At 71.3% G+C, this 15914-nt stretch carries 10 protein-coding genes; 1 reads left to right on the forward strand and 9 read right to left on the reverse strand.

Translation table 11 applies throughout. The features are described 5' to 3' along the window. From ACLQ2W_RS33060 to ACLQ2W_RS33085, 6 genes are all read right to left on the reverse strand, one after another. Window positions 1-107 (reverse strand): SapB/AmfS family lanthipeptide (locus ACLQ2W_RS33060; RefSeq protein WP_425791773.1); only part of this gene is annotated, 107 nt, incomplete at its 3' end. A 41-nt stretch (window positions 108-148) separates the two neighbouring features. After that, window positions 149-268, reverse strand: coding sequence for a SapB/AmfS family lanthipeptide (locus ACLQ2W_RS33065; protein ID WP_091302793.1), 120 nt, complete (start codon window positions 266-268; stop codon window positions 149-151). Between the two features lie 75 nt (window positions 269-343). Next, complete coding sequence (gene lanKC, locus ACLQ2W_RS33070; protein ID WP_425791734.1) at window positions 344-2893, reverse strand: class III lanthionine synthetase LanKC; 2550 nt, start codon at window positions 2891-2893, stop codon at window positions 344-346. Window positions 2894-3110: 217 nt separating this feature from the next. Next, entirely contained in the window at window positions 3111-4262 is a 1152-nt protein-coding gene (locus tag ACLQ2W_RS33075) for a helix-turn-helix domain-containing protein (protein ID WP_425791736.1), read from the reverse strand. After that, window positions 4252-4419 carry a hypothetical protein gene (locus ACLQ2W_RS33080; protein WP_343447483.1) on the reverse strand — a complete coding sequence of 56 codons (168 nt, stop codon included), beginning with the start codon at window positions 4417-4419 and terminating at the stop codon, window positions 4252-4254. Before ACLQ2W_RS33080 ends, ACLQ2W_RS33075 begins: the two co-directional genes overlap by 11 nt. A gap of 208 nt (window positions 4420-4627) precedes the next feature. Then, window positions 4628-5857 (reverse strand): helix-turn-helix domain-containing protein, encoded by a 1230-nt coding sequence (locus ACLQ2W_RS33085; protein ID WP_425791738.1) that lies wholly within the window; start codon window positions 5855-5857, stop codon window positions 4628-4630. A gap of 777 nt (window positions 5858-6634) precedes the next feature. Here ACLQ2W_RS33085 and ACLQ2W_RS33090 point away from each other — a divergent pair. After that, complete coding sequence (locus tag ACLQ2W_RS33090) at window positions 6635-6970, forward strand: hypothetical protein (protein WP_425791740.1); 336 nt, start codon at window positions 6635-6637, stop codon at window positions 6968-6970. A gap of 84 nt (window positions 6971-7054) precedes the next feature. Here the strand turns inward: ACLQ2W_RS33090 and ACLQ2W_RS33095 are convergent, their stop codons facing one another. The 3 genes from ACLQ2W_RS33095 to ACLQ2W_RS33105 all read right to left on the reverse strand — a co-directional run bounded on the left by ACLQ2W_RS33095 (window position 7055) and on the right by ACLQ2W_RS33105 (window position 15880). Further along, complete coding sequence (locus tag ACLQ2W_RS33095; protein WP_425791742.1) at window positions 7055-8470, reverse strand: DUF7594 domain-containing protein; 1416 nt, start codon at window positions 8468-8470, stop codon at window positions 7055-7057. A gap of 139 nt (window positions 8471-8609) precedes the next feature. Next, a complete protein-coding gene (locus ACLQ2W_RS33100) occupies window positions 8610-12896 on the reverse strand; it encodes a discoidin domain-containing protein (protein WP_425791744.1) in 4287 nt (1428 codons plus the stop codon). A gap of 98 nt (window positions 12897-12994) precedes the next feature. Beyond that, window positions 12995-15880 (reverse strand): discoidin domain-containing protein, encoded by a 2886-nt coding sequence (locus tag ACLQ2W_RS33105; protein WP_425791746.1) that lies wholly within the window; start codon window positions 15878-15880, stop codon window positions 12995-12997. Between the last annotated feature and the right edge of the window lie 34 nt (window positions 15881-15914).

Below are 15914 nucleotides of genomic sequence, written 5' to 3' on the forward strand. Positions count from 1 at the left end.
GTGACGCTCAGCGAGCTGTCACCGCAGAGCAGCAGGCTGGCCTGGCTGCCACCACCGGTACGCTCGGCGGCCGGCAGTTCCATTCCCTGGAGGTCGAGCAGAGCCATGTCGCTTCCTCTTTCTCTCGTGACGTCGATGATCGGGCGGGTCAGTGGCAGGTGGTGACGCTCAGCGAGCTGTCACCGCAGAGCAGCAGGCTGGCCTGGCTGCCACCACCGGTACGCTCGGCGGCCGGCAGCTCCATCCCCTGGAGGTCGAGCAGAGCCATGTCGATTCACCTCCTTCCACATCTCGATTGATCAGGTCGGGTCGCCCCGGGGGAACCGGGGGGTTCGGTGGCCGTTCAGTCCGCGCCCGCGACGCGGGTGGCGCCGGGCAGCGGAGTCAGGAACGGCAGGTGGAGCGCGTCGTCCGGCCGGGTGGCGGCGAGCGCGGCGAGCACGCCGGCGGTGCCGGTGGCCAGGTCCATGGAGAGTCGCAGCAGTTGGTCGCCGGGGAACGCGGTCCGGTCCCGGTACGGCAGCGCGTGCCAGCCGAGCAGCCGGGCCTGCTCCCGGGCCGCGTCCCGCTCCCCCCGCTCGGCGAGGTACGCGACGATCCCGGCGCGGCCGGCGAAGAGGCCGGACTGCGCGTAGAACGGGAAGTCGGCGCAGCGGCGGATCGCGGTGGCCTGGTCGCGCAGCTCGTCGTCGGGCCGGTGCCGCAGATAGTGATCGAGCACCAGTCCGATGCCGACACTGCCCTCGGCCAGGTAGGGCATGGTCCGCCAGCCCTCGTTGACCTCCAGGTGCCCGGCGTCGCGGCGGACGCAGCGGCGGAGATCCTGGCGGAGCGCGGTACCCGCGTGGTCGAGCAGCTCGGCGTCGCCGTGCCGCTCGTACATCCGCAGCAGCATCAGCGCCACACCGGCCCCGCCCCGGGTCAACCCGGCGTACGGGTGCCGCCCGCCACTGATCTCGGCGACCGAGTCGACGTCGCCGAGCCGGCCGACCACCACGTCGACGGCCTGCCGGGCCGCGTCGGCGTAGCGCCGCTCGCCGGTGAGCGCGCCGAAGTGGGCGAGGTTGAGCGCGATGCCGGACAGCCCGCCGGTCAGATCGTCGCGCAGTTCGGTCCAGGGCTGGTCGAGGCAGAGGTCGAGCAGGCGCAGCGCCTCGTCCCGGTGACCGAGCAGGTCCAGCACGTACGCGATGCCGTGCAGCCCGTCGTAGAAGCCGAGCCGGCTGCCGGAGGCGGGTTGGCGGACCCGGTCGATCAGCCACCGCTCGTGCGCCGGGTCGGTGCCGGCGCCGCTGACGTGCAGCGCCCAGAGCACCCCGGCCGCGCCGTACGCGAGGTTGAGGCCGCCGTCGGCGCCGGCGAACTGGCGGATGTCGCCGGGGAAGAGCCGGTCGTCGCGGTGCGGGGTGGCGCTGGCGGTGATCGCCTCGGCGAGCCGGTCGCGCAGGCCCGGCCAGTCGTCCGGATCGATCGTGACCGCGCGTCGCAGGTCCGCCGGTCGGCCGCCCCCGATCACCTCGACCGACTCGTCCAGCAGCTCGCGCGGCACCGGGAAGTTCTCGGCGACCACGTCGGCCAGGTGCGCCGCCTTGGCCGGAGCCAACCGCAGCATCGCGGTCAGCGGCAGGAACAGGGCGAGCCGCAGGCAGGCCAACGCGTACCTGTCGACGTCGACGCCGGTGCGGTCGCGGGGCGCGGCGAACGCCTGGTTGCGCAGCGCGGGCCGGGTCGCCTCGGCGACGTCGGCGGCGACCTCGAAGTCGATGAGCGTCACCGCGCCGTCGTCGCCGACCATGATGTTGAACATGTGCAGGTCGCCGTAGACGACGCCGTGCGCGTGGATGGCGGCGACCGCCTCGGTGACCTGGCGGTGCACGTCGAGCGCCCAGCGGGTGTAGTCGGCCCGGTCGGCGTCGAGGTGCACCAGCGGGTACCGCTCGACGACCACCTGGTTGAGCGGCCGGCCCTCGACGTACGCCAGGGCGAGGAACTCGTGCCCGCCGAACTCGAACTCGTCGTGCACCCGGACCAGGTGCGGCACGTCGGCCAGCCGGCGCAGCGTCCGCGCCTCGCGGCGCAGCCGGGTGACCGCGTCGGTGCCGGTGGCGTCCAGTCCGGCGTGCGGCCGGGCCTCCTTGAGCACCACCCGCTGGTCGGTCCGCGTGTCGCGGGCCTCGTAGAGGCCGCCGCCGTTCGAGAAGTGGATCACCTTCTCGATCCGGTACGGCAGGTCGGTGGTGGTGGCCGCGTTCCGGGCGGCCAGGTGCGGGGCGAGGAAGTCGGGCAGCGTCACCCACTCCGGCACGTGGAACACCGGGTCCCGCCGGTCCGGCACCAGCGTGCCGTCCGGGGTCTCGATCGCCGGCACGGTCTGCCCGTCGTCGGAGACGCAGTAGCGGGCCGCGAAGCCGCCGTAGCGCAGGTGCACCGGCCCGTCGCCGTAGCGCAGGTCGCTGAGGATGTACGGCCCGGTCTCGCCGTCGAGCAGGTCGGCGAGTTCCTTGGCGGTCAGCTCCAGCTCGGCGTCGTCACGCGGGTAGACGGTGACGAACTTTCCGCTGGCGCCGCGCCGGGCGTACTTGCTGTTGCGCATGAGCAGCAGCCGCGGGCCGCGCAGGTGCTTGAACGCGATGCCACGGGGTCGGCAGTATTCCGCCACCCGGGCCAGCACGCGCTCCGCGTTGTCGAGCCGCGCCGACACGTGGATCTTCCAGCCCTGCGCGGGGAGCGTCCCGCCGACCGGGCCGTGGATCAGCCAGTCGTCCTTGACCTCGCACTCCCAGCCGTCCGACACCGGGCCGGTCGGGTAGGCGTCCGCGTCGGCCGTGGTGCCGGCCAGCGAGTCGTAGAAGAGCGGATCGACCGCGCAATACGAGTCGTACCGTTCGTCCATTTCGGTTGCCTCCACCGGCTGATCGGTTGACGTCAATCCTGCGGATGGCGGAGGCGCAGGCCCAGTGCGACAAGTCACGACCGACCGATGAGTTTCACCCCCCGAAGTCGTGACAACAGCGGAGTTTGAACTCACGAATACCGCGTGACCAGTCGTTGCGCGGCCCGCCCCCCGTCGATCTTGGACTTGTGGTGCCACGGTATGCCGGTTTCGCTCCTTATCGGAGGTGCCACAACTCCAAGATCGGCGCTTCGGTCGAGAGCTGGGCGGTCAGGGCACGCGCGGTGGGGCGGTGGCGGACCTCGGCGGGCGCGAAGTGCTCCGCCCGGACCAGGGCCTTCGCCGCGCGCTCGGCGTCACCCACCATGAGGTACGCCCGCGCGGCGTCCACCAGATGCGCGGCGCGATGCTCCAGCGGCAGCCACCGCCACCCGTCCCCCGCGATCGCCGCCTCGTGCCGGGCCACCGCCTCCGCACCGTCGCCCCGTTCCACGGCGGCGACCACCCGCGCCACGTCCACCGCCGCCGGCCCGAACGCGGTCCGACAATGGTCGTGCCCGTCGCCCACCCAGGCGGCCATCTCCGCCGCCTCGTCCAACAGCTCACCGGCGGCGCGCCCGTCGCCGGCCCGCGCCGCCGTCAACGCCGCCTGCGCCAGCAGCGTCCCGCACAGCGACAACTCCTGCGGCGTACCCGAATCGCTGTCGCGCGGCGCGACCCGGTACGCGGCGGCCAACAGCACCGACCGTGCCCGCGCCGACGCCCGCAGCACCGGCCCGAGCTGCACCGCCGCGCAGGCCGACAAGACCCGGTCCCCCGCCGCTGCCGCCATCGCCCGGTCGGCGGCCAGCCAGGCGAGACTCGCCTCGTCCAGCTTGGTCAGCAGCGCCGCCGCGACCCGGTACGCGTCCACCACCACCGCCCGGCCCGCCTGCGGATCCCGCGCCTGCCCGCGTTGGACGTCGGTCAGCAACGCCGGAAGCTGCTCGACAAGCTGCGGATAGCGGGCGTGCCGGTAGGTGTCCCAGGCGTGCGCCACGGCCCGACCCCACCGGTCCGGCGGCGTGTCCCGGCCGGCCGTCATCCCGTACGTGGACAGGGCCGCCCGGATGCGCGCGACGCCCTCGCCGCACTCGGCCACCTCGGCGGGCCGGGCATCGTCGCCGAGCAGCGTCGCGGCATCGACCCGCAGCACCGCCGCGATCTCCCGGATCGTCGACACCCGTTCGAGGGACCGGACGCCGCGCTCCACCTTGTCCACCCAGCTCTTCGACTTGCCCAGCCGGTCGGCGAACGTCTGCTGCGACAGCTTGCGCCGCACCCGCAGGTAGGCGACGCGGCGACCGATCGGCACCCGCTCACCGGTCACGACGCCACCGCCGGTCCGGCACCGCGCGGGTGGTGTCCTCGACAGGTGTCCGTTCCGCCTCGGCCTGCGCGATGATCCGCTGCCGGGCCGCCTCCTGCTCGGCGGCTTCCGCCTGTTCACCTGGGCTCTGTTCCGGCTCGCGCTGGCTACCGCTCATGTGCGACCTCCTGGAAGACGCGGCGGTGATGCCCTCGGGGAACGGCATCACCGCGCTGTTCAGGGGCGCGACTCGCGACTGAGGTGACGTCCCGTCATCTCAACGATCGCGGCCCGTATCCAGAGGTTCACCCAGCGAGATTTCCGCAGCCAGGTGCAGAACAGACCAGGGCAAATAGTCCGCAAAAATGGTCGTACGTCGCGTACGACTATGCGCCGACCAGTGATGCCAACTCGGCCAACTCCTTGGTCATCGTGCGCCGCCGCCGTTCAGCGATCGATTTCACGATGTCCCGGGCGTACCGCTGCTGCCGAAGCCAGGCCGGTGCCCGGTCCCGCAGGTCCATGAGCACTCCGGTCGCGTCCGAGTAGGTGCCGGTCTGCACATGCGACCAGGCGACGTCCAGAAAGTGCCGCTGACGAGACGAGGGTGTCACCTGCGGGGATCGGTGCACCTGCCGTGCCAGCGCAAGCGCCTCGTCCGGGCGCCCCGCGATCACCGCCGCCTCCACGCGCATCAGGTGCACGCCCTCGGTCGAGTAATCGTTCCCGATGAGATCGGCGTCCGGGTAGCGCCGGTCGCCGAGCCGATGTGCGCCGGCCGCCGCCAAGTCCAGCATGTCGCGGGCGTCATCGTGCCGCGCATCCCGCACCGCTGCCGAGGCTGCCTTGATCAGCAAGAACCCCCACGCCGCCAAGTCGGCCGGGGACGCCGTGGACAGCTTCGGCTCGACCTGATCGGCGGTGCGCACCGCGAGGACTTCCGCCTCCCCGAACCGGGCCTGCCGCAGCAGCAGCCAGCACATCGCCGCGACCGCCGCCGGACCGACCGTCGGGTCACCGCTACGCCGGGCGTGATCGAGTGCTGCGGTGAGCGCGACATGCGCCAGGTCGACCCGGCGAAGCTGGATGAGCAGCCGACCGGCCAACTGGTGCGCCTGGGACGCGAGCGCATGCGCGGCCAATCGCTCGTCGCCGTCGGCGATATCGACGAAGGTTCGCGCCTCGTCCAGCAGGCCAGGGATCAATGTGAGCGCGGCAGCGTAGTCGTTGGCGTGATAGATCGTGTTGGCCGCGAGGATCGAGCGGCGCACGTCAGCGGCGGTCGGTGGGCCGATCTCGGGCTCGTCGAGCACCGAACGCCCGTCGAGGCCGGACACCGGCGTCAGCGCCCGGCGGACGGCCACGAGGCCGAGTGGCTCGGCGTTGGGCTCGCGCATCGCCTGCGCCTGTGCGGCAGAGCCCATCAGGGCAGTGGTGGGGACGCCGAGCGCGGTGGCCAGCTTGTTCAGCGTCGACATGCGGGCACTGGTGCGTTCGTTCTGCTCCAGCTTGCGGATGGTCTCCACGCTCACACCAGCCTTCTCGGCCAGACGTTCCTGCGTCAAGGTGGACTCGGTGCGCAGCTTGCGCAGGTGATCACCAATGGTCGTGAGCATGACAGCCTCCCCGGCAGCGGACTGTGCCCCGAACCCGCCGGCCGTCCGACGGGCCACCACTTCGGACGGTACACCGAGCCGCCGACTCGATGGTGACGGTGAGCGTTCGAAACGCGACAGCCGGTGCAGCACACGATGACATCAAGGCGCTCAACGGAGTGCGCCCCCGACCCTCACGCTCGAACTTGTTCTTCGGGAAGTCGAGCGGGCCGCTCGGCAGCAACATTGACGGCCGGCAGCAGACTCTTGCCGCCAACGTGCAGTTAAGGCCGAATTATCCCGCCAGCCCAGACAATTGCCATCAGTCTGCCGCACGCCGATCCAACCAACACTATGAGACCAAATAGCACTCCCCGAAATGGCTTCTTTTTGCCGACCGAAAAACGGTCAGGGAATTTGTAGGCATCCCTGAGCAGCAGAGATATCCAATGATTGCCGTCGAGCCGGGTAGGGCGGGATTTCTGGCACGGTCGTACCGACCAGTATCTGTTGCGCTTTCGAAAATCGCAGCGATAGCCTACGTCCCCGATCACGCGCCACGGGGGTTCAATTCTCGGGCGTCCACCGACAGGAGACAACGTGCTCAGACGCTTTGCAACCGCCGGAATCGCCCTGTTGGCCTGCCTCGCGGCCACCGGAGCGGTGGCAATGCCGGCGCACGCCTCAGAACCCGACTGTTCTCTCAATTGTGACGGCGGGGGCGGGGGTGGAACCGGCGACCCCGGCACGCCGCCGCCTCCGTCGCCACCGGCGTACAACCTGCAGGGCGTCATCCAATTGGAGAGCGTCGGCCATGAGGGAGCCTGGCCGTTCCGCGTCGGCGGCATCAAGGTCCGTGGCTACTCGCGGCTCGCCACCTGGAGCAACGACCGGGTGGACGCCAACTACATCAACGTCCGGTGCTCGGCCACCGCGCTCAGCTACTCCACCAACGACTACGACTCGGAGAACAACGGCGCACTCGTCGACGTGACCTTCTGGTCGCCGACCGTTCCGGTCAGTGGCGTCCCCGCCCAGTCCCGGACGGTCACGGTCACCTGCACTCACCACGCCGAGAAGAACGGCGTCAACTACGACACCACCAGCACCGCCCAGTTCGTCATCCCCGAGTGATTCTCCGGGGTGGCCCGGTCCGGGCCGGGCCACCCCGGAGTGCTCGCGCCCGAGCGGGCGCCGCTGCCCTTCAGTCGGCCGGATTCAGTGGCAGGTGCCGCTGCCGCCGTCGGTGAAGGTCTGCCCGGTCACCGGCAGAAAGCGCCAGTCGTATCCGCCGGCGTAGAGGGTGAGCCTCAGGACGCCGTAGGTGGTGCCGTTGCGTACCTCGCTGTTGGGCACCACGGTGCCGAAGTTTGACTGGAGGGAACGACCGCCGGTGCCCACCACGAACTCACGGATGCCCCGGGCGGGGTCGGCGGTCCGGTCCGGGGACTGGGGGGCGAACCGTTCGTACTGGTGGGCGTGCCCGTTCAGCACGATCTCGGCGCCGGCGTCGTAGAGCGCCTGGAACAGCGGTAACACGTTGGGCGCCTGCCGTTCGCCGGAGCTGAACAGGGGGTGGTGCCAGTAGGCCAGGGTGCAGCGGCTGGGGTGGGCCGCGAGGTCGGCACGCAGCCACCGCTCCTGGGCCGAGCCCGCCTGGCAGCCACCCACCTTGGCGCAGTTGGAGTTCAGCACGACGATGTGCCAGTCGGAGGAGCCGGGCAGGTCGTACGAGTAGTAGCCGAGTCCGGCAGGGCCGGCCGCCACCCCGAAGTAGGCGAAGTAGGGGGCGGCGTTGGCGGTGAGGTACTCGTGGTTGCCGACCGCGGGACGGGTGCGGGCCTTGTGTCGCCCCCAGGTCGGCTGGTAGCAGTTGGCGAACTCGGCGGTGGTGCCGGACTCGTAGACGGAGTCGCCGATCGTGGCCACGGTGCCCGGCTGGCTGTCCAGGATCCGCGCGGTCTCCTCGTCCCGGTCGGTGGTGCAGCTCGCGATGTCCCCGGCGGCCAGCAGGATGTTGTCCGGTCTGGGGGGCACGCCGGTGTCGACGGCGAGTCGAGGCCAGTTCTCGGCGCTCTCCCGGGCGTCGTAGTAGGCGCCGTCCGGGTCGGTGGAGGAGATGGCGAAGCTGACCACCATGTTGCCTGTCACCGCGGCGGTCACGTCGGCCTGGTACCAGCGATCGGGCTTGACGATGCCGAACCGGGACAACGGCGAGCCGATCGGGGACGGTCGGTTGGCGTAGGTCAACGTCGTCTCGACCCAGTTCGCGCCGGTGCGCTCGATCGTGCCACCCGTGAGGCTGCCCGCGAAGCTCGCACTGCTGGTGTGCATCACCAACCGGGCATGCACCACGGGTGCGGTCAGGCCGGTGACCGCGAAACTCACGTACGAGATCCGGGTCGGGCCCGCGGCCACCGCCAGCCTCGACGACGTGTCGTAGTTCGTGGTGGGCGCGGCGGCGTTGACGTAGCTGTCGTTGGTGGCGGCGAAGACCTGGGTCGTGATGGCCGCCTCGGCGGGCGAGCCGACGGTCAGGGCGGCACCGACCACGACCGCGCTGAGGATCGCGGCGAGCAGGGCGCGGGGGGTCCCGGAGGTCCGGGACGGAACGAGCCGGGTACGCAGGCGCATCCGTGAAGTACACCCGGACCGCCGTGAGCGGGACGTCACCACGTCGACCGACCCCGGTGACGCTCGAGTGAGTCCCGCTGGGCGTGTGAGAAGGGGCCCCTTCTCTACCGGAGGCGTTAAGAAGGGGCCCCGCCTTACATCAGTTGCGGGTGATGGTGAACGTGGTGGTGGTGTTCTTGATGTCCTGGGCGTTGTCGGTCAGGCGAAGGTTGGTGAAGGTCGCCGAACCGACCGCCGGGCCCTGCCCCGCCTCGGGCATCTCGTTGACCCAGATGCCGAAGCCGGACTTCGCGTCGAACGCGTCACCGCTGCGCCGCGCCCCGGAGATCGACACGTTGGTGAGCACCGTGTCGGTGATCGGGTTCTCCGGCTGGCTGCCGGTGTACTTCGTCTGGAACATGATCCCGGAGTACGTCGGGTCCACGATGTCCACGTCGCTCACCCGGATGCCCCGGAACTCCTTGGACGCGGAGAACAACCACATCGCCGGGAACGTCTGCGCGCCCCAGAAGTGCCCGCCGGAGCGGATCAGCGAGATGTTCTCGAACCGGGTGGGCGGGCTCGCGCCGAACCCGACGAACGGGTAGCCGAAGTCCAGCGAGCTGATGGTGATGCCCGAGTACGTCAACTGGTCGGCGATGTAGAGGTTGCGGAAGATGTTGTCGTAGCCGCCGTACACGGCGAGGCCGGCGGCCCGCCAGGTCAGCGTGGCGGTCAGGTTCTCGAACACGTTGCCGTGGTTGCCGCCGGAGGCACCGGCGTCGGTGGCGGAGAACAACGCGAACGCATCGTCGCCGTTGGACCGGCCCTCCGTGTTGGTGACCAGCGCGTTGGTGCTGCCGTTGGTCATGTTCACCCCGTCGGCGAACGTGTTGCGGAACCGGCTGTCCCGGATGGTCAGCCCGTCCACGCTCACCCCCCAGTACGCGCAGACGGTGTGCTCCACCCAGACGCTGTCCAGCGTCAGGTTGTCCACGTCCTTCAGCTCGCCCCACACCTTGCCGGGCCCGTCGATCCGGTTGGTGTAGTTGCCGAAGAACGCCAGGTGGGCGAAGGTGGACCCGCTGGCCGAGGACTCCACCCGGAACCCGGCGTCGGTGTTCTGCTGGTTCGTCGGCGTCTGGAAACGGGTGTACCACATGCCCGCGCCGACGACCTTCACCGCCTTGCCGTACACCTGGAGCTTCTGCGCCGTCTCGTAGGTGCCGGCGGGCAGGTAGACGCCGACAAGCGTGCCGGTGGTGTCCATCCGCACCGCGTCCAGCGCGTTCTGCACGTCCTGGTGGCTGAAGCCGGTGGGCACCTTGTACCGGGTCGGGTCCGGGTTGGCGCGCGGCGACACCAGCTCGGTGTTGACGAAGTCGATCGCGTACGTGGTGCTGTTCGCCGGGTCCTTCTGGAGCCGGATCCGGCTGCCCGCCGGGACGGTGGAGTTGAGCAGCACGTTCGCCTCGTCGTAGAGGTGCCGGGGCGCGCCCGCGCTGGGCGAGTCGCTGGGTCCGGCCTCCGCGCCGTAGAGCCAGATGTGCTTCGAGGTGAGGCTGATCGGCTTGTGCAGCACCCCGTTGACGTAGACGTTGAGCGTCGAGTCGATCCCGCCGCCGCCCGGCGCGTCCGGGATGGAGAAGCGGGTGACGAGCGCGTTCGCGGCCGACTTGGTGGTCCACTCGACGTACGCGCCGGTGGTGTTGAGCGTGACCGCGCGCCGGCCGGACGCCTCGCCGGCCAGGTCGCCGATGGTGCGGTTCGGGCCAATGACCTGCGCGCCGCCGCCGACCGAGCCGTCCTCGGCCTCGTACATGTCGTACGCCAGGTTCGCGCCCCGGCCGACGAACAGTGCCCGGTCGCTTGTGTTGTTCTGCCGCTTCACCGGCAGCTCGTTGGCGTCGTCGGCGAGCACCACCCGGACCGTGTAGCGGCCGTTGGCGGCGGTCCAGGTGCCGAGCGACACCGGGCCGGCGGTGGCCCCGGCGGCGATCGTGCCGGAGTACGAGCCGGTGAGCGTGCGGACCACCGCGCCGGAGTCGTTGAGCACGGTGAGCGTGATGCCGTGCGCGCCGCTCGCCGACGCGATCGTGCCCTGGTTGCGCAGCGTCACCGCGAAGCTGACCGTGGCGCCGGCGGCCGGCGTGCCGGGCGACCAGGTCACCGCGGAGGCCACCAGGTCGGAGCTGGCCACCGGGCTGACCGTCAACGCGGTCGGGCTGGTGTAGGAGTTGTTCGCCTCGTTCTGCTCGATCACCGTGTTCGACTCGTCGACCTTGGCGGTGAGCTGGTAGCTGCCGGCGTCGCGCACGCCGATGCTCGCCGAGACGGTGGTGGACGCGCCGGCCGCGAGCGCGCCGACGGCGGCGGTGCCGACCTTCGTCGTACCCAGGTAGAGGTTGACGGTGGTGGCGGCGGACGCGGCGGTGCCGGCGTTGCGCACGGTGGCGGACAGCGTGATCGCGTCGGTCTCGACCGGCGCGGTGGGCGAGGCGGTCAGGGCGGTGACGGTGAGGTCCGGGTTGGCCGCCGGCACGCCGATGACCTGGAGTTCCGCGACCTGACCGTTGGAGGAGCCGGAGTTCGCGGTGAACTGCAACCGGACGTCCGCGGCGGTCGCCGAGACGGGGACGGTCACCGTGTTGCTGGTGTTCGGGTTGAAGGAGTACGTCGCGGAGCCGACCAGGCTGGTGAACCCGGACGCGGACTGCTCCCGACCGAGCACCTGGAACGTCTGGGTACGCGCGCCCCACGCCGGGTCCGGGTTGAGCTTCACCACCACCGCGCTGATGCTGGCGTTCGCGCCCAGCGCCACGGTCAGCGTGCTCGGGTACGCGCCCGGCGCGCCCTCCCAGTAGGTGGTGACGTCGTTGTCGACCGCGTTGGAGGCGTTGAACACGTGCACCACGGAGGAGGCGGTGGCCGGCTTGCCGACGGCCAGGTTGGTGCCGCCGGTGGTGCTGCCGGTGCGGGTGACCGTGTTGCTGTTCGCGGACACGTTGCCGGCGGCGTCACGGGCCCGCACCTGGTAGGAGACGGTGGCGCTGTCCGGCTGGCTGTCGGTGTACGTCAGCGTGGAGCCGCCGACGGTGGTCCGCAGCGCGCCGTTGGCCCACACCTCGTAGCCGGTGACGCCGACGTTGTCGGTGGACGCGGTCCAGGTCAACCGGATCTGCCCGCCGGCCGGCTGGGTGTAGGCGAGGTTGCCGGGCGCGGTCGGCGCGGTGGTGTCCCCGGTGTTGCCGGTGCGGGTGACCGTGTTGCTGTTGGCGGACACGTTGCCGGCGGCGTCGCGGGCCCGCACGTAGTAGGCGACGGTGCTGCCGGCGGGCTGGGTGTCGGTGTAGGTCAGCGTGGTGCCGCCGACGCTGGTGCGCAGCACGCCGTTGGCGTAGATGTCGTAACCGGTGACGCCGACGTTGTCGGTGGACGCGGTCCAGGTCAGCCGGACCTGGTCGGTGGCCGGCTCGGTGAACGCCAGGCTGCCGGGCGCGCTGGGCGCCTGGGTGTCTCCGGTCGCCGCGCCGTAGATCTCCAGCTCGGAGAGCTGCCCGGCGGGCCAGGCGCTGTTCGCGGTGAACAGCAGCCGCAGGTAGCGGGTGGACGCGGTGGGCACGGTGACGGTGACCGTGTTGCCGCCGGCCGGGTCGAACGCGTACGACGCGGACGCGACGAGCGTGCTGAACGTGGAGCCGTTGGTGCTGCCCTGCACGGTCAGCGTCTGGTTGCGCGCGCCCCAGCCGGTGGGCAGCCGCAGCACCAGCCGGTTGACGCTGGTGGCGGCGCCCAGGTCGGCCTGGATCCACTGCGGGAACGCGTTGTTCGGGCTCTCCCAGTAGGTGCCCGCGTTACCGTCGTTGGCGTTGCCGGCCCCGTACACGTCGGAGTGGCCGCTCTCGGCCATCGTCTTGCCGAGCGCCAGGTTGGTCGAGGAACTGGCGGTGCCGTAGACCTCCAGCTCGGCGAGTTGGGCGGCGGCCCAGCCGGTGTTCGCGGTGACGACGACGCGCAGGTAGCGGGCGTTGGTGGCGCTGAAGCCGAGCGACACCGCGTTACCGGCGGCCGGGCTGAACGAGCGGGCGGCGGACGCGACGACAGTGGTGAAGCCGCTGCCGTCGGCGCTGGCCTGCACGGACAGCGTCTGGTTCCGGGCCTCCCAGGCGGCGGGGAGCTTGAGCACCACCTGGTCGACGGCGCGGCTGGTGCCGAGGTCGACCTGCGCCCACTGGGGCAGCGCGCCGCTGCTCTCCCAGTAGCTGCCCTGGTTGCCGTCGGTGAGGTTGGCGGCCACGAACGAGCCGTTGACGCTGCTGGCGGTGGCGGGCCGGCCGGCGGCGAGATTCGGGCCGCCGGCGGCCAGGGCCGGTGGGGCCGGCGCCGCGGTGACGGCCAGGCCGACCGCGGCGAGCACCGCGACCATTCTGGTACGGAGTCTGGACATGGTGAACGGACACCTTCTTCCCGGGGGAGGTGGAGAGGCGTTGACGGGGGTGGGGATGTGGTGCGGCGGGGACCCGGGCGGGTCCCCGCCGCGCCGGGTCAGGAGGCGTAGACCTCGAACTCGGAGAGCTGGCCGGCCGGCCAGCCGGTGTTGCCGGTGAACGTCAGCCGCACGAAGCGGCGGTCACCGGAGGGCAGCGCGATCGACACGGTGTTGCCGCCGGCCGGGTCGAACGTGTAACCGGCCGCCGACTTGAGCGTGGTGAACGACGCGCCGTCGGTGGAGCCGAGCACGGCCACCGTCTGGGTCCGGGTCTGCCAGGCCGCCGACGGCGGCAGCTTGAGCACCACCCGGGCCACCGGCCGGGCGCTGCCCAGGTCGACGGTCACCGACTGCGGGAAGGCGCTGTTGGCGCTCTCCCAGTAGGTGTTGGCGTTGCCGTCGACCGTGTTGCCGGCGCCGTAGACGTCGGCGTGGCTGGTCTCCGCGACCGGCCGGCCGGCGGCCAGGTTGCCGGTCGGCGGCGCGGTGGTCGGCGGCGGGGTCGACGGCGGCGGGGTGGTGGTGGGCGGCGGGGTGGTCGTGCCGCCGCCGTACACCTCCAGCTCGGAGAGCTGGGCCGCCGGCCAGCCGGTGTTGCCGGTGACGGTGACCCGGACGTACCGGCGGGCGCCGGACGGCAGCGCGATCGAGACGCTGTTGCCGGCCGCCGGGTCGAACACCCGGCCCGCCGACGAGGCGAGCGTGCTGTACGAGGAGCCGTCGGTGGAGCCGAGCACGGACAGCGTCTCGGTACGGCGTTCCCAGCCGGCCGGGAGCTTGAGCACCACCCGGTCGACCGTGCGGGACGCGCCGAGGTCGACGGTCACCGACTGCGGGAACGCGTTGTTGGCGCTCTCCCAGTAGCTGCCCGCGTTGCCGTCGACCGCGTTGCCGGCCGCGTACGTCTGGTTGACGCTGGTGGCGGTCGCCGGCCTGCCGAGGGCCAGGTTCCCGCCGGTCGGCGGCGGCGTGGTCGGCGGCGCGGTGGTCGGCGGGGCCGTGGTCGGCGGCGCGGTGGTCGGGGGCACGCTTGTGGGCGGGGGGCTGGACGGGCCGTTGCCCCACTGCGGCTGCGGCCACGGCCCGCAGTACGGGGTGGACGTGTACCAGCCGGAGTTGCCGCTGCCCTGGGTGATCTGGAAGCCGCTGCCCACGCAGTTGTGCATCGGGTTGGCCTGCGCGATGTTGGTGGCCCTGACGTTGGTGAAGCTGACCTGGCTGGGCGCCTGCACCTGGAGCGCGTACGTGCCCGCGCCGTCGATCCGGACGTTGGTGAAGCTGATGCCGCTGGTCTGCCCCTCGATCCAGTGCAGCGCCGCGTACGAGCTGTCCAGGATGTCGGTGTCGGTGACGTTGATGGCCGCGCCCTGGATCGGCTCGTTGAGCGCGGAGAACCAGATCGCGCCGACCCCGAACTGCCAGTTGTAGTCGGAGTTGCCGTTGCGGATCAGCGTGTTGCGGGCCACCGTGATGGTGCCGGCCACCGCCGTCGACCCGGTCACCCCGGGATAGCGGTTCGCGACGTGGATGCCGCCGCCGTTGGTCACCGAGTCGGCGGTCACGTTGTCGGCGATGGTGATGTTCCGCCCGCCGTAGGTGACCAGGTGGTTCGCCAGGATCGTCACGCCGATGGTGTTGTGGGTGAACGAGTTGCCGACGTTAGGCACGCTCTGCGCCCACATGGCCAGCGCGTCGTCGCCGGTGTTGCGGACGAACGTGTTGGTCACCGTGGAGTTGGTGACGCCCCAGTGGAAGTTCACCCCGTCGGCGGTCTGGTCCAGGATGCGGCTGTTGCGGATGGTGAAGTTGTCCATCGGCCCGTCCATCCAGGCGCCGACCTTGGTGTGCTGCAACCACAGGTTGTCCACCACCGAGTTCGACATCGCGCCGCCGAGCGCGTTGACCTGGTCGTCGTCGATCCGCTCGCGGATGTCGCCGATGATGGCGAAGTCCCGCAGCGTGACGTTGCGGCTCGGCCCGCCGGCCTCGTGCGAGCGGATCTCCCCGGAGTAACCGCCGCCGGGCACGTACTTGCCGTAGATGCCGGCGGCGCGCTTGCGGTCGGTGGGGTGCCGGCCGCCGAGCACCGAGTACCACGGCCCGGCGCCGCGCAGCGTCACGCCGTCGACCACCACGTGGTCCCAGAGCGTGAACGTGCCGGACGGGATCCACACCGCCTTCCCCTGCGCCTTGCCGGCGTCCACCGCGGCCTGGAACTTCGCGGTGGAGTCGCTGGCGCCGGTCGGGTCCGCGCCGAAGTCGGTGACCACGTCCAGCACGCCGGACGGCTTGCTGATCGGCGCGGCGACCAGCTCGAAGTCGGCCAGGTCGATGGTGAACGTGGGTGACTGCGCGGTCGAGGAGACCTGGAGGCGGATCTTCGTGCCGGCCGGGTAGGTGGTGCCGAACATCGCCCGGGTCTCGTCGTAGAAGTGGTGCGGGTTGGTGTCGCCCGGGTTGTTGTTGAACGGGTAGCCGCCGTAGTACCAGCCGTACCGGGAGGTGACCGGCACGGCCTTGACCAGGGTGCCGTTCGCGCGCAGGTCGATGCTGGCGTCCCGGCCGGTGCCGGCGGCGTTGTCCGGCAGGCTGTAGCGGAACGTGACCGCGTTCGCCGGGGCGGCGAGCGTGAACTCGACGTACTCCCCGACCGCGTCGAGCGTGACCGCCTCCCGGCCGGACGCTTCGGACGGCAGCGTGCCGTAGCGCCGGTCGGGGCCGATCTTCGTGCCGGTGTGCGCGGCCTGCTCCGCCTCCTGCTCCCGGAACGGGACGGTGGCGCCGCGGCCGGCGATGTCGAACGGGGACAGGCCGGCGGCCTGCGCCGGGGTGGCGGTGGAGGTCAACGCCACGACGGTCAGTGTCGAGGCGGCGAGCGCGGCGGCGGCCAGGGCCGCCAGCCCGGTGGTGCGGTGGCGGTGCGCGGTGCGGTGCTCGGCCATGCGGGGTGTGCTCCCTTTCGTCGGTGGCCAGGTC

Origin of the sequence: Micromonospora sp. DT227 (assembly GCF_049841835.1) — a bacterium.
Lineage (GTDB): Bacteria > Actinomycetota > Actinomycetes > Mycobacteriales > Micromonosporaceae > Micromonospora.

Excerpts from the sequence above, each read along its gene's own strand:
- ACLQ2W_RS33080 (WP_343447483.1), bottom strand. The coding sequence starts at position 4,419 with ATGAGCGGTAGCCAGCGCGAGCCGGAACAGAGCCCAGGTGAACAGGCG.
- lanKC (WP_425791734.1), bottom strand. The coding sequence starts at position 2,893 with ATGGACGAACGGTACGACTCGTATTGCGCGGTCGATCCGCTCTTCTAC.
- ACLQ2W_RS33100 (WP_425791744.1), bottom strand. The coding sequence starts at position 12,896 with ATGTCCAGACTCCGTACCAGAATGGTCGCGGTGCTCGCCGCGGTCGGC.
- ACLQ2W_RS33095 (WP_425791742.1), bottom strand. The coding sequence starts at position 8,470 with ATGCGCCTGCGTACCCGGCTCGTTCCGTCCCGGACCTCCGGGACCCCC.
- ACLQ2W_RS33105 (WP_425791746.1), bottom strand. The coding sequence starts at position 15,880 with ATGGCCGAGCACCGCACCGCGCACCGCCACCGCACCACCGGGCTGGCG.
- ACLQ2W_RS33065 (WP_091302793.1), bottom strand. The coding sequence starts at position 268 with ATGGCTCTGCTCGACCTCCAGGGGATGGAGCTGCCGGCCGCCGAGCGT.
- ACLQ2W_RS33085 (WP_425791738.1), bottom strand. The coding sequence starts at position 5,857 with ATGCTCACGACCATTGGTGATCACCTGCGCAAGCTGCGCACCGAGTCC.